The organism is Legionella quateirensis (genome assembly GCF_001467955.1).
GTDB lineage: Bacteria > Pseudomonadota > Gammaproteobacteria > Legionellales > Legionellaceae > Legionella > Legionella quateirensis.
Map to the genome: position 1 here is coordinate 82,559 of NZ_LNYR01000049.1, position 13,863 is coordinate 96,421.

Here is a 13,863-nt window from a genome sequence, read left to right on the forward strand (position 1 = left end):
TATTTAAATGTATAATATACGGCCATAAAGGACAATCCATAAGACTTCGAGTACGACTGCAATGGTAACTGAACTTAATTTTCTGACGACAACTAATGAGACAAGGAAACGTATCCTTGATCTACCGGCCAGCGAAATTAAATACTATCTGTATATTTTATTAGAAACAATTAAAGGTACAAACAGAGAATTAACCCGATTGTTTTTAGCTGAACTGATATCACTTGTAGACGTGTTACATCAGTTACATGAACGAAACAACTTAAATCGTGCAGACAGTCAAAGCGAATCTGAAACTAATGAATTATTGACTACCATCAGTAATCATTTGGACCAGCTGCAACACATTGCAGGTACGCATACTTTTCCCGCTCAAGCTAAAATTGTTGTACTTCATATAATCGGAGTATTTGCTGGTGTTGTTCTCGGCATTATTGGTGGCTTTGCAGGGGCGCTGATAGGTTTAGCCAGGGGACTATGGAATTACAGACCTGTTATCGGTATGCTCGCTGGTGCATTTGCAGGAAACATCATAGCGGGTGCCTTTGGTTTTAGAACACCAAAAAAAATATTTAAAGACAGTCTGATACGACAATTCAAATTTGGTCTGGATGGCCTGGATGAGTGTTTGGAACACGTCCAGAAAGAACATTCACCTGCACTCTTTGCTGCGAATAAAATACAGCCCTTTTCTTTTTATCAGAATGAAGTAGAAGCAGAAATTAAAACGCTGTTCGATACCGATGAAGACTATAATGAATTCATGGAACAGGAAGTAAGTTATAAAATCAACACCTTTATGGCAAGTTTTATTGGTGTCTCCTTGCTGCACGGGTGTGTTGGGCATCATGCTTATATCAAAATAACCATTAAAAATTCAGAATATTTAATCGAGCTTTCGCCTGAACCCGCAGACACGAGTGAAGAGCCTGCTCAAAGTGAAACACGAACAGTGATGGGTAAACAACTTATTGAAATGTTGGCATATCACAGAAAACTTCAGGAAACAAATGCCCCCACACCAGGTTATATCATCACAAAAATGAAAGCAGGTGATAATGACTGTTTTAGTTACATTAATAAAGTATTGATTGGTACCAGTCAAAATGGAACCACGCTGCATCGATTTGCGGATATGGATGTCATGGGACAATTTGTTGGAACAGCTATTGAAGCATTAAGTCCGTTTAAACCCAATTTCTTTCAACAGGTCCGGTCTGTTGACAAGACAGAGCATGATAGCAGCCTTTCACTCTCGTTTGTTTCCTGAAAAAAGTAATCAGGATATGATTTGGCAGGAAGGCCTCTATATTCTCTATTGTTTGCGAAGCACTAAATTTGAAATAGACTTAACACATTTAACTCATTTATACTTCCTCGTCGTTTCCAGGGAACCTATCTTGATGAGAGGATTAAATGTTAATTAAAAATATATATGTTTACGACGATCAGGGACTGAAACAACTTAAACATGTTGAGTTAACAGAAGATGGTTCCAGAGTACTCTATAATACAGAAGATGATTTATCCTCTATTGAACAACAAGAAATAAAAATCATTGATAGTAAAGGTACTTTTTTCCTAATGCCCGGAATGACTGATGCTCATATTCATGGTCAAGGTGGATTTGATTTTGCCAATCTCAGTGAGGAAGATGGCGAGAACGAGTTGGAAGTAATAGTTAAACAATTGGGGAAAACCGGATTATCCTATGTTGTACCTACCCTGGTATCCATGCCAGTGGAATCATTAAAAAGCTCTCTGATGATCATCAATGAGTTTATGAAAAAACAAAACCGCAATCCCACCCCCGGTTACTCCACTCTGATTGGTGTACATCTGGAAGGCCCTTTTATCTCCAAAAGTTGTAAAGGCGCTCATAGTGAAGAAGCATTGCAATCCGAAATCAACATGGAGAAGTTCAGAGAGATTATTGATGTAGCCCCGGATATTAAACACTGGAAAATTACTATAGCTCCTGATTTGGTTGGTGCTGAAGAGTTTATCAAGCAAACTAAAACTCTTGAACAAGAAGATATATTTGTCAAAGTATTTATCGGTCATACCAATCCAGAAGATAAAGAAGCTATTGATCGTGCAATTTCTGCTGGAGCAGCGGGTTTTACGCATTTAGGAAATGCATGCCAAGAATCCTGCAGCCGGGAAACTCGGGATCTTTCTTTAAATGATACAACGAGTAATGTAGTGCAATGGGTACTTGAAAATCCGGATCGATGTCCTTCAGGTGTTGAACTGATTCTGGATGGAGCTCATCTCTCCGCTTCGTTTGGTACTCTGATACATCACTCAGTGAGAAACAAAATTATGCTTGTAACCGATGCCTTAGGTCCTACAGGTTGTAAAGACGGAATGTACACGTTGGGATCTCTTGATATCCGTAAAGAAAACAATAGTTTTTATCTGGCAGATAAGGAAGGTCATTTCAAAATGAAAATGGGAACCCTGCCCTCTGGACAAAAAGGCGAGGTAAGAACACTGGCCGGCAGTGCAGCCTCTTTGGCTCAGTGCGCACAAAACTATTTCGACATGCTGCATGATGAACCTATAGAGAGTCGGATGGACTCCCTATATGCAGGTATCATTTCCAATCCCAGAACGGCTTCATTATCCGAAGAAGCAATAAAAAATCTACCCGATGATACTAATTTTGTCATTTTTAATGAGAAAGGACAGCTCGTACTCAGTTCATGCAACAGAAAGATAACAGAGCATCAGCAATTACAATGGCCTATACACAGTTTACTGAGTAACGGACTGTTATCACCACCCACAGTTTTTAATGAGAGTGTAGAGAGTTCCTTGGGATTTCGACCCTGAATCAGTAAAATCCAAAGACAAGTAGAAAGTAAATAAGTTTATAGGCTTCTAATCGTTCAATTAAAAAGCCAGCTCAGTTGAACCAAAAATTGATTCGCATGAAGATTTTTCTGAGTCAGGGTACCAGGGACAACTGTTGTATCAATAAGAGCGTTGCCCAGCTGCATTGTACCCAAATCAGTATATCGGTATCCGATTCCAACACGCATGGCTGAAGTGAGATCAACATCAACACCAGCCCCTACTGCATAACTGAAATCAGTAGTGGTATTATCATAGTAATTACGTGAAAAGGTGATGTTCCTTGGTATATTCACCGAGTATTTATATGCTTTATTAAATGCAGCACCCAATCCTCCAAACAGATAGGGATGAAAACGATTTTTGAGTGTATAAAGCACTTTGGAGTTTAATAAAATTTGATTGGTCAGCACCTTGTAGGTATATAAATAAGTATCCGCTGACTGTGCGTCCGCACCTTGTAGCAAAATGCCATTAGCTAAAAATGGCTGTGTACGATTGTAGTCAAGACCAGCCTGTATCATCCAGTCTGTATTAAAATTCCACTCGGCATTCAGAAGGATATCCAATAATCCTGAGGTTTGAGTTTTTTGTGTTCCTGAATAATAGTAAAATTCATCTGTGATTTGATTTACAATTGGGAACTCCTGAGCATCGCCCGGTTTTGCTGAAGAACTTCCCGCACCCAAACTAAAGACAGGATGCCATGATTTAACCGGGGTAGATAAACCTGCAAATGAAGTACTGATTCCATAAGTCAGATAAGCTCCGGTAAGAAGAACGACGCTTCGACTGTTTAAAGCTCTTAACAGTTTTTGAATTAACATTAGAACAATCATTCCTTTGCATGAGTTTAGATGAATTAAATTAAACTAATAAAGAATTAATATCAAGAGCAGTATGCAACCGAGCAGCGGCCATGAGGAAGCAGACTAGTTATTTAAATTACTGAATCATTCAGACACCCTTACTTGTGCTACAATATTAACCAATCAGGTAAATATTTAATCCGATATAGCACCTGTACAACTAACCATTCGCAAAAGGATTTCGAGATGAAAACGTTCATTATGATATTAATATGCTTGCTACCCTTTCAACTACAGGCGTCCTGCAAATGCAATTGCAATTTTGCCGACCTGACTATTTGCGAAAGCTCGTATGATCTCGATAATCCATGTCCTGGGCTATGTCCGGCAGCTGCGCCAGGAATTGCTCCGATGAAAACAGCCTGTCCGCCTACTATGGTTTATAACCCAATAACCCAGACACAGGAGTTGAAAGTTATTTGTACGGAATAGAACACATTAACTTTCAAGCGCATAGGCCAATTGGCGAAAAAAGTACTGCTTTACTACAATTATATCAATAAAATCAAAATGAGCTGCTATGAATCAACTATTAACCATCATTCTCATTTGCTGGTCCGTATGCAGCTTTAGTCAAAACAGCTTATTTCCTGGCGAAAAAATAATCAAAGTTAATGGTGTAGAATCGCTGGTTTACTTTAGTCCGGGAGACAGCAATAAACCTTTATTGGTTTTTATTCCTGGTGATTCTCATCTGGCCAGGATCGCCTATGGATATCCAGCAGGGAAACCAGAACATTTTCTGGCCTATTGGTTAAAAAAGGAGGGTTACCCCTTTTTAGCTCTATCCTATCCATTAAAAAACGCTGTATACAGTCAGGTTTATCCTGATTTTACTATTCAGGATTGGGGCGAACAGGCAGCCACTGTTATTGCCCAGACCATCACTGAGCATCGATTAAACAAGAAATTCATTATCCTGGGTTGGAGCATGGGAGGAAGTATCGAAAATCGACTCACCCAATCAGCGCATCAAAAAGGTCTGGAGGTGCAATTATTTATCGGTCTCGCATCGATGCCGCCGCTACCATTCATTATGCAAAAGGGGCAATACGATACCAACATCATATCAAAACAAGGATTGGCAGACCGAAAACCGGTTATCCCACTGTTTTATCAATTAGTACAGGCTCAGGAACACGATCAAGGCGAAATCATCATCCCTAAAAAAGTTTATGAAGAGGAGTTTGTCGGAGACATTCCAGCCGCCTTAAGCGCTGAAGGTTATTGGCATCAGGGCAATAAAATTATCAGCAATACGGATGCAACATTGAAAGATGCTGCGGTTTTGGATTTTAGCACGACCCCATGGATTGCTTTATTAGTCGATACTGATCCGGGTACCGCCAAGATTAGCCTGATTGATCCTGCCAGCTGGTATTTACTTCGCAGTGAAATGATTTATGCACGATACTTAAAAGGCAAAATTCCAGATGATATGTCACCTCAACGATGGCAAGCCATAACAGACTTGATAAACAGTTTATACGGTCAGCTCACCTTAAGTATTCATGGCAATCATTTCTTCTTTATAGGGAAAAAAGGAGCGCGAGAAACGGCAGAAAAAATTACAATCCTCATTCAACGGGTGGAACAAGTTAAATCCAGACTGAATCAATTACTACCACAATAAACACAGACTAAGATCTCAAATACGCTGAACTTAATCAATTTCTATGCAACTATTAATCAATTTTTAATCAAATAGTAGATTTTTTCAGACAATTAGAGTATATTTGGAAGAATTTTTTTCAAACAAGGGAACGACATGATTTCGATGACTACCTATTGGCAACAATATAAGGATTATATTGATAACCTTCCAGCAGATTCAACTGGAGAAGAAGAATACTCCAGACAAATTGCTACCGCTAAAAAAATGATTAGTATTGGTTTAACAATAGAAAAATTAGGCATAACTGAAATAAAAAGCGTAGTAAACAGACTGCATACTGTAGCCAAAGATTTTAATCATGAAGTGAGCTATCAGGCTCCAGATAAAGTATATAAATTCAGTTTACCGAAAATAACCAATCCCAATAGTTTGATTTTTGCAATCCTGTATTTTCAACATTTATCCAATTATGCAGAAGTTAGTTATGATGGATCAATTTATTTTATGAAAAGTTTCGTCATTAGCGCGGTTAACGACAAAAAGAAACCTACTGCCAATCAAGCACTTGCGATGCTTGGCGAGATAAAAAACTACTGTCAAAGTCAGAATATTGAACTTGATGAAGCTCAACTTCTCAATAAAAATAAAGATACAGCTAAAGATTATATTGCACGATTAGTAAGTACTTTTCATCCGGTGAAACCAGAGCAAATGGACCTAAAAAGTTCTGATGAGCCAGTTGAAGTTATCGAACTCCAAAGGTCAGTTGAAGATCTGGAGCCCTCATCAAATGGGCAACAGGATCTGACTCGTGCAGGATTATCCCTAGAGGAAGCAAGGAACACTTCAGAAGTCCCGCAAGATCTGCCTCAAGTCCGAGTATCCCCCGAGGCGTTAAAGGGCGAGCCAGAAGTTCTTCCCCTAGTCGCCTCACCACTTGTAGAAAAAAAGAACACATCAGAAGAACTTGATGATCTGACCAATCTTCAAATGTCTCTTGAAGATCTGAACAAGCAAAAAGAACAATTAGAGCTTAAAATTCAATTATTCTCAACCAAAATAAATCAGTTAGATCACGCCAAACAATATCATCTTAAAGTAAATCAAGAATGGCAAAATACAGGGTTCATTGCCAAATTCTTTTATTGGTTAATTTCCTGGGCTGTAGAAGTTCCATTGCTTAAGAATATTAAAACTGCAGAACAGAATTTAAGTGAAAAAGAGGCATTGCTAAATCAGGATACACCCTCTGGCAAAACCTCAGATTCTTATCTTGGAGAGTTAACATTAGAATTAGTACAACTAAACTCTTCCTCCAGTAGTATTAAAGAGAAGATTGATCATCAAATTGAAATTGAAAAAGCACAACAAGAAGCTTTAAAACAAGAACAATTAAGGCAGGAACAATTAAAACAAGAAGAGTTATCAAGACAAAGAGAATTAAAGTCAAAAGAATTATTAGAACAATTATTAGAACCTGCCCCCTCAAGCACTGATATCGCCTACAGTAATAGAGAGTTTAATGCCGATAAATCAGGTACAGATGCCTTACAAACTAAAAAAAGGCTAACCGCTGAACCTGAGAAAATACTAACCTCTGAGCCTGAAAAAATACTAACCTCTGAGCCTGAAAAAGAATCTGTGAGTCAATCAACAAATATGAACTCCAATCACGGATTTTTTAAACAATATATGCCCAGTAAAATGACCATACAAGCTGTTGCTGTAGCTGGTGCTGCCATTGCCATTCAAAATATGCTTTACGGGTCATAAAAACAATTAGGTCTGGAGATGTTGGGCAATCAAAATGCCCAACAGAAACAGTGCGAACCCCATTGCCAAAGTCCGTCATGATGATGTTGATGCGGCAATTTCCTGCATAAATGCTGCGAGTGATTGGCTCTATGAGCCAATGTTCGATTCGCACCATAGGTTCCAAAATGCTTTATTGGTGACCAGTCAGGGGTAACAGGCGGCAGAGAAGGATTGTAGTTTGAGAACTGCTCACCCGCATGGACAACTTTGCCTCCAACAACAGTCATTAGTGAATAAATATCCTTGATTTCTTCATCCGGGATGGTGAAAAAATCCTTGGATAATACTGCAAAATCAGCTAATTGATTGGGTAAAAAGGAACCTTTGATTGTGGATTCATTTGAAAACCACGCGCTCCCTCTCGTATAAAGCTCCAAGGCTTTTTCTCTGGAAAGTATATTATCCTCCTGATAAAGAGAAGTTCCTCCAACAGTCTTACCCGTTGTTAACCAATAAAGACAAAGCCAGGGATTATAACTGGATACCCTTGTGGCATCAGTACCCATACCTACGGGTATTTCTGCATCAAGGATTTTTTTTATTGGTGGAGAGCGCGATGTCATTTCGCTCCCATATCGATGTAAAAAATACTCGCCTTGAAATGCCATTCGATTTTGTATGGCAATTCCACCCCCGAGATTTTTAACTCGTTCTATCGATGTATCAGAAATAGTTTCAGCATGATCAAAAAACCAATTTAATTTATTGATTGGGATTTCTTTATTTATTTCCTCATAAACAGTTAATGCTCGTACAATCGACTCATCATAAGTGGCATGTAACCGAAAAGGCCATTCATTTTCAGCTAACAATCTCACCACCGGTTTTAATTGCTCCTCCATAGTTGCAGCCAAGTTTGGTCGCGGTTGTAAAAAATCCTCGAAATCAGCGGCAGAAAAAACCAGCATCTCCCCTGCACCATTATGATGATAATATTCATTGCCCTGTTGGTACTGTGTTGTTTTGGTCCATAGTGAAAAATCTTCCAGTTCCCTACCGGGTCTTTGGGTAAATAAATTATAGGCAATTCGAACTGTTAGCCGATGTTCCTGATTCAATTGATCAATAATCGCATAATCCTCAGGATAATTTTGGAAGCCTCCTCCAGCATCAACAACGCTGGTTATTCCCAATCGATTCAATTCGCGCATGAAATATAGGGTGGAATTAACCTGATCTGCGTGAGCCAGTTTGGGGCCTTGAGCCAAGGTTGAATAAAGAATAATTGCATTAGGATTAGCAATGAGCATACCCGTTGGATTTCCAGATTTATCCCTTTGTATGAAAGTTCCCGGTAGTTCTTTAGTATGTTTATCATAACCAATTGCAGATAATGCTGCTTTGTTAAGCAGTGCTCTATCATATAAATGCAATACAAAGACTGGAGTATCTTTGGAAACTGCATTTATTTCATCCAAGGTAGGCATCCGCTTTTCTTTAAATTGAAATTCAGTCCACCCTCCAACCACACGAACCCATTGCGGCACGGGAGTCCGTTGAGCCTGTTCTTTTAACATAGATAAGGCGTCAGCAAGACAGTTAATTCCATCCCATCGTAATTCCATATTAAAATTAAGACCACCACGAATAAGATGAATATGTGAATCATTTAGTCCAGGAATTACTGTTTTCTTCTGTAAATCGATCATTTGGGTTGAAGACGTTTTTAATTTCATAATTTCAGAATCTGAACCAAATTGAACAAAACGCTGATTTTTAACTGCAACAGCGGTTGTCTTCAGATGACCAATACCAGGACCTTGAAACAAACCATTAAAGAAAATACTGTCCATAATAGCGCCTCACCTGATTTAATTATTTAACCACTTTGCCTTCCCATTTGGCTCTTGGTTTTTGCTTATGGACCATAGTGTATGCATAATCGACTCCAATTCCATAAGCGCCACTATGCTCTCTGACTATATCCATGGTTCCATTGTAAGTCGATTTTTGAGCCCAGTCTCGTTGCCATTCGAGTAATAACTGTTGCCAGGTCAAAGGTACAATTCCAGCCTGTATCATCCGATTCATCGACGCTCTGTGAGCTGTTTCACTGGTACCCCCACAGGCATCCTCTACCACATAGGTTTCAAAACCGTCCTGCATTGCTGAAAAGGCACACATGTTGATACACACTTCGGTCCATAAACCGGCTAAAATTAGTTTTTTCCTTTGGGTACTATTGATGCTGTTTCGTACTTGTTCCGAATCCCATGAATTCATGCTGGTTCGTTCGATAAGATCATTCTGAGGAAACACATCTAATAGTTCAGGTAGTACATAACCACTAAAACTCTCGGTCTCAACAGAAGTAATAATGGTGGGAACGTCAAATAGTCTGGCTGATTTTGCAAGCGCTACAGCATTATTTTTTAAACTCTGACGATCACAATTCACAACGCCAAAAACCATTTGAGGTTGGTAATCAATCAATAACAAAACAGAATTTTTTGGTGTTAATAGTTCCAGTTTCTTATCCATAAAATGTACTCCTTTATAAGTAATCAAGGCAAATCAAACAATAAAAACTCGGATAGAGTGTTTGATTTAATCTGGATAGGTTCTTGAGTCATTGCGACTCCATCACCTGAGGTCAAATGATGTCCATTTAATTCAATTGAACCTTTTATAAGCTGTAACCAACCACATCGATTCATCCCCAATTCATAATCCAGTACTTGATTCTCATCAAGATAGGCTACAAATAGAGTGACATCCTGATGAATTTTAATAACTCCGTTACCTGCTGTTCCAGAAGCAACCAGGATTAATTGATTGTCTTTTTTGATGATGGGTTTTTGTTGATAAACTGGTTCGAGGTTATTTACATCAGGAGTAATCCATATTTGAAGAAAATGCACCGGAGCCGTAGAAGAATGATTAAATTCACTGTGTGCTATACCAAACCCTGCAGACATCAACTGAATTTCACCTTTACGAATAATGGAACCGTTTCCAATACTGTCCTTATGCTCTAACTCGCCCTCGATGACATAAGAAATTATTTCCATATTTCGATGCGAATGACGCCCAAAGCCCATTCCTGGCTGAACGGTATCTTCATTGATCACTCTCAACTGACTGAATCCCATAAACTCGGGATCATAATAGTCTGCAAATGAAAAGGTATGTAAACTATTAAGCCAGTGAGTATGAGTTATCCCTCTGTCTTTAGCTTTTCTGATCATGATCATCGCGAAATACCTATGTCTGGACTAATACCATTTTTAACAATAACTGTAACAACATATCCCCGAGCGAGTCGAAACATTCCATTATTAACTTCAGACGAAACATCACCCTGTGTTGCCTCGCAAATACTCGTAAAGATAAGCTCATGTGACGATCTAAACCAATGAATAAAGTCGCGCGTGTAAAACATCTTTAAATAATAGTACAGATTAAAAAATCTGCAGGTTTGATTGAACTATCAAGGTACAATTAAGAGTAAAGAGTTCACTTTTACGTATTGATTAAAAAAAACACATATGTTAGTGTGTCCTGTATGGGATTAATTCCCTATTACTTTATGGCTTTACCTAAATGATATTAATACGACAGTTCACAACAATTCACACCACAAATACCACCGGCTAGTCCGGTACTCATCTTCTATACGCATCATTCCAGTACTTTTTTATTTAACCTCTCCGAGGAAGTGTTATGTTTCGTAAAATGCCATTTATTTTATTAGCCATTATCCTGGCTATTGTATGCTTTGCTCCCATCATGCCTTACGAGCTAAAACAAGTTTTATACTCAATAAGCCTAAGCATTAAATCCATCATTGTTCTTGCTCTGCCGTTTATTATCTTTGCTCTCCTGTTAAAAACAGTACTGACCTTATCCAGTAATGCGACCAAAATTATTGGCATGATCCTGTTTTTTGTCTGCTGCTCCAATTTTATGTCCACTTTTGTTAGTCATTATGTTGGCATAGGGATATACCATCTTGGTTTCTCGATGATTGTTCCTCCCAAAACCATGGAGCTGCTTCCTTTATGGATGTTTGAACCCCCCAAATTAATTGCAAACGACAAGGCTATGTTTGCAGGCATTATTCTTGGTTTCATCCTGTCCAGACTAAAGCCCAATAAATCATCGAAGATTGTGCGCGAAATTGACAAAATCATGAACATTCTCTTGTCATTTATTGTCTGTCTCATACCCCTGTTTGTGGCTGGATTTCTTATCAAATTACAGTACGATGGTGTTGTATCGGTAATCATCAAAGACTACGCCCCTATTTTTCTCCTGATAGCCCTTGCTCAATTTGTTTATATCGGATTTGTCTTGTTGTGTTTAAACCAGTTTCGAATTGCCGGATTATTCAAAGATTTCAAAAATATGCTGCCTGCGGTTATTAGTGGTTTTAGCACCATGTCAAGCGCTGCCAGTATGCCACTTACTATTATTGGCGTAGAAAACAGTACACAGAATAAAGAACTGTCCGGTGCAGTTATTCCCGCTACTGTGAATATTCATCTGGTGGGAGATTGTTTTGCCATACCCATATTTGCCTATGCGGTCTTAAAAAGTTTTGGATTGGATGAACCTTCTTTACTAACTTATCTCCTGTTTACCTTTTACTTTGTTTTAGCCAAATTTTCTGTGGCGGCAATACCGGGAGGTGGAATTATTGTAATGTTACCAATACTTGAAACTTATCTTGGCTTTAATTCTGCGATGATGTCATTGATTACCGCATTATACATCCTGTTTGATCCTGTCATTACCAGTGCCAATGTCCTGGGTAATGGGGCATTTGCCAAAATGATTGATACCGTTACAACATATCGAATCAAAAAAATTTCTTTACGTGATGCTGCTACCCCCAACTAACCTTATTCTTTGGTGCTAATTAAATAATTCAGGCTCTTGCTGCACAGGAGCCTGATATGCTTGATACTGCTTTGAGCTGATCTTCAGATTTATCAAAACTACAGAAACATTCTGAAACGGATTATTAATGGCTTAATAGGTTCACTTTACGATAAGATAGAATCAGGACCTTGTATTGTAATTTTCATACACTGATTAAAGGGATTGAGCATTTTCAAAAGTCCTGAATGTGTTTTAATGGATTAAACCATGACCTGTCGTATTATTAATAAAAATGTTGATATTTATAGTGTTCCAAATCAATTCGAGAGCAGCCTGGGCTCTCTCACCCTGGGTGATCTGCATGGCAATCCCATTAAACTGATTTACTTTCTCTTTCATCATCAGATAATCGGATTTAAAAAAGAAGTAGCCAATATACAAGAACCTTATCAACAATTTGTAGCTGTATATGAACGTTTTGGCGACATAATCCAAACGTACCAGGAACAGCAGACCATCTTACTCTTCACACAACATAAAATAACGAACACCGAAGAAAGAATTGCCAGAATTGAGAGGCAATTAGCAAGTGCTCTACATCATGACACGTCGAAAATACCCCATTTAACAAACCAAAAACAGCAAATAACGGAACATTTGCAAACAATCCTGCTTACTAAAAAAAGCCTGGAACACCAGTTATTCGAACAGAAAGAACAATGCCGCTCTTGTCTCGAACAATTTAATCTTTTCATGTCCACACTGGAATTAAAAGATAATAAAACACAGATACGGTTAATTGGTGATGAGGTTGCAGATCGCGGAAATTGTGATTATTTTACGTTAAGAATTTTAGAATTACTTCAGAAAAATCACAGTACAGTACGCATCTTACTATCGAATCACGGCTGCGAATTTATTTACGCATACGAACAATTACTGAATGGACACCCATTTCTTCCTCTGGGTAACATCATTGACACACAAATCACCTCCTTTATGGGCCTTAAATTACTGCTGGAATTTGACCTTATCAATAAAGAGGAGCTGTCCAGTTTAGTAAAGCACAGTTACAATCCTGCCCTGAACATTATTGATTACAGTTTGAATGAAGAAGGCATCACCCTGTTCAGTCATGCCCCTATACAATTTGACGGCATTCGCAGGGTAGCAAAGCGATTAGGCATAGACTATGATGACTCAACCAAGGAAGCCCTGGCAGGGACCCTGGTTCAGATTAATTCCCAATTCCAAAATTACGCTGAAACAAATACCATCCACTTATTGATTCATAATAATACTATCCATGATAAAGCCAATATGTCAGAAGATGAACGCACCGCCAGCCCATTGATTTATTTTATCTGGAATCGATGGAGTCAGGCAAAAGATACTGATACAGCAAGACCCGCAATTCACAATGGCTATACCCTGACCTATGTTCACGGACATGACCCTTATCAAAGTAAACTGCCGCACATTCACAATCTGGATACTTTATGCGGAAAAGAATCCAGAAAAACTATGAATGAACAAATTAATAAATCTTTTCAATTTTTAAGGGAAAATCAACAGAAGCTGAACGATAAAACTACAACAGAAGACTATCTACGCAATGTGAACAGATACAAAGTGTTTGATTCGGATGAGCAGAATTTAAAGACTGGATATAAGTGCAAACCAATTTACTCTGAGAACAACGAAAATGACAGTCTTAAAAAACTGAGCCTGCTGGGAAGACCCGTTCTTAATCCCGAGCTCATATCAGTAGCCCTGAAGCATGAGGAAATACAACCCTGCTTTCTCAAACCTCCACCTCCAAATAAGGAACACAACACGAACGAGTCACCTCAACAGCAGAACATATTCTAAAAGCCTTAA

10 protein-coding genes are annotated in these 13,863 nt (G+C 38.6%); 6 read left to right on the top strand and 4 right to left on the bottom strand.

What is annotated here, in order from left to right:
* Nucleotides 1-61: 61 nt before the first annotated feature.
* Both Lqua_RS17070 and Lqua_RS17075 read left to right on the top strand, forming a co-directional pair.
* The gene (locus tag Lqua_RS17070) at nucleotides 62-1,270 is read left to right on the top strand and encodes a glycine zipper 2TM domain-containing protein (protein ID WP_058475496.1); all 1,209 of its coding nucleotides are present in this window, start codon (nucleotides 62-64) and stop codon (nucleotides 1,268-1,270) included.
* 146 nt (nucleotides 1,271-1,416) lie between these two features.
* Complete coding sequence (locus tag Lqua_RS17075; RefSeq protein WP_058475497.1) at nucleotides 1,417-2,838, top strand: hypothetical protein; 1,422 nt, start codon at nucleotides 1,417-1,419, stop codon at nucleotides 2,836-2,838.
* Nucleotides 2,839-2,894: 56 nt separating this feature from the next.
* Here Lqua_RS17075 and Lqua_RS17080 read toward each other — a convergent pair whose 3' ends face one another.
* Complete coding sequence (locus Lqua_RS17080) at nucleotides 2,895-3,686, bottom strand: outer membrane protein (RefSeq protein WP_058475498.1); 792 nt, start codon at nucleotides 3,684-3,686, stop codon at nucleotides 2,895-2,897.
* A 562-nt stretch (nucleotides 3,687-4,248) separates the two neighbouring features.
* Between Lqua_RS17080 and Lqua_RS17090 the strand changes: the two genes are divergently transcribed.
* A complete protein-coding gene (locus Lqua_RS17090) occupies nucleotides 4,249-5,361 on the top strand; it encodes a lipase family protein (RefSeq protein WP_058475500.1) in 1,113 nt (370 codons plus the stop codon).
* 135 nt (nucleotides 5,362-5,496) lie between these two features.
* Complete coding sequence (locus tag Lqua_RS17095) at nucleotides 5,497-7,116, top strand: hypothetical protein (protein WP_058475501.1); 1,620 nt, start codon at nucleotides 5,497-5,499, stop codon at nucleotides 7,114-7,116.
* Between the two features lie 29 nt (nucleotides 7,117-7,145).
* Here Lqua_RS17095 and Lqua_RS17100 read toward each other — a convergent pair whose 3' ends face one another.
* Genes Lqua_RS17100 through Lqua_RS17110 form a run of 3 tightly spaced genes read right to left on the bottom strand, consistent with a single transcriptional unit; the run spans nucleotide 7,146 to nucleotide 10,352 of the window.
* On the bottom strand, nucleotides 7,146-8,951 hold the full coding sequence (locus Lqua_RS17100; RefSeq protein WP_083501384.1) for an amidohydrolase: 1,806 nt from the start codon (nucleotides 8,949-8,951) through the stop codon (nucleotides 7,146-7,148).
* Nucleotides 8,952-8,973: 22 nt separating this feature from the next.
* Nucleotides 8,974-9,639, bottom strand: a complete 666-nt coding sequence (locus Lqua_RS17105; protein WP_058475502.1) for a hydrolase — start codon at nucleotides 9,637-9,639, stop codon at nucleotides 8,974-8,976.
* A 23-nt stretch (nucleotides 9,640-9,662) separates the two neighbouring features.
* Complete coding sequence (locus Lqua_RS17110) at nucleotides 9,663-10,352, bottom strand: pirin family protein (protein WP_058475503.1); 690 nt, start codon at nucleotides 10,350-10,352, stop codon at nucleotides 9,663-9,665.
* Between the two features lie 469 nt (nucleotides 10,353-10,821).
* Here Lqua_RS17110 and Lqua_RS17115 point away from each other — a divergent pair, with 469 nt between their 5' ends.
* Nucleotides 10,822-12,000, top strand: coding sequence for a cation:dicarboxylate symporter family transporter (locus Lqua_RS17115; RefSeq protein WP_058475504.1), 1,179 nt, complete (start codon nucleotides 10,822-10,824; stop codon nucleotides 11,998-12,000).
* A 249-nt stretch (nucleotides 12,001-12,249) separates the two neighbouring features.
* The gene (wip, locus tag Lqua_RS17120) at nucleotides 12,250-13,854 is read left to right on the top strand and encodes a Dot/Icm T4SS effector Wip (protein ID WP_238585607.1); all 1,605 of its coding nucleotides are present in this window, start codon (nucleotides 12,250-12,252) and stop codon (nucleotides 13,852-13,854) included.
* Nucleotides 13,855-13,863: the final 9 nt, after the last annotated feature.

What these genes read in the sequence shown, in the direction of transcription:
- Lqua_RS17070 (WP_058475496.1), top strand. Translation starts at nt 62, where the DNA reads ATGGTAACTGAACTTAATTTTCTGACGACAACTAATGAGACAAGGAAA.
- Lqua_RS17075 (WP_058475497.1), top strand. Translation starts at nt 1,417, where the DNA reads ATGTTAATTAAAAATATATATGTTTACGACGATCAGGGACTGAAACAA.
- Lqua_RS17080 (WP_058475498.1), bottom strand. Translation starts at nt 3,686, where the DNA reads ATGTTAATTCAAAAACTGTTAAGAGCTTTAAACAGTCGAAGCGTCGTT.
- Lqua_RS17090 (WP_058475500.1), top strand. Translation starts at nt 4,249, where the DNA reads ATGAATCAACTATTAACCATCATTCTCATTTGCTGGTCCGTATGCAGC.
- Lqua_RS17095 (WP_058475501.1), top strand. Translation starts at nt 5,497, where the DNA reads ATGATTTCGATGACTACCTATTGGCAACAATATAAGGATTATATTGAT.
- Lqua_RS17100 (WP_083501384.1), bottom strand. Translation starts at nt 8,951, where the DNA reads ATGGACAGTATTTTCTTTAATGGTTTGTTTCAAGGTCCTGGTATTGGT.
- Lqua_RS17105 (WP_058475502.1), bottom strand. Translation starts at nt 9,639, where the DNA reads ATGGATAAGAAACTGGAACTATTAACACCAAAAAATTCTGTTTTGTTA.
- Lqua_RS17110 (WP_058475503.1), bottom strand. Translation starts at nt 10,352, where the DNA reads ATGATCATGATCAGAAAAGCTAAAGACAGAGGGATAACTCATACTCAC.
- Lqua_RS17115 (WP_058475504.1), top strand. Translation starts at nt 10,822, where the DNA reads ATGTTTCGTAAAATGCCATTTATTTTATTAGCCATTATCCTGGCTATT.
- wip (WP_238585607.1), top strand. Translation starts at nt 12,250, where the DNA reads ATGACCTGTCGTATTATTAATAAAAATGTTGATATTTATAGTGTTCCA.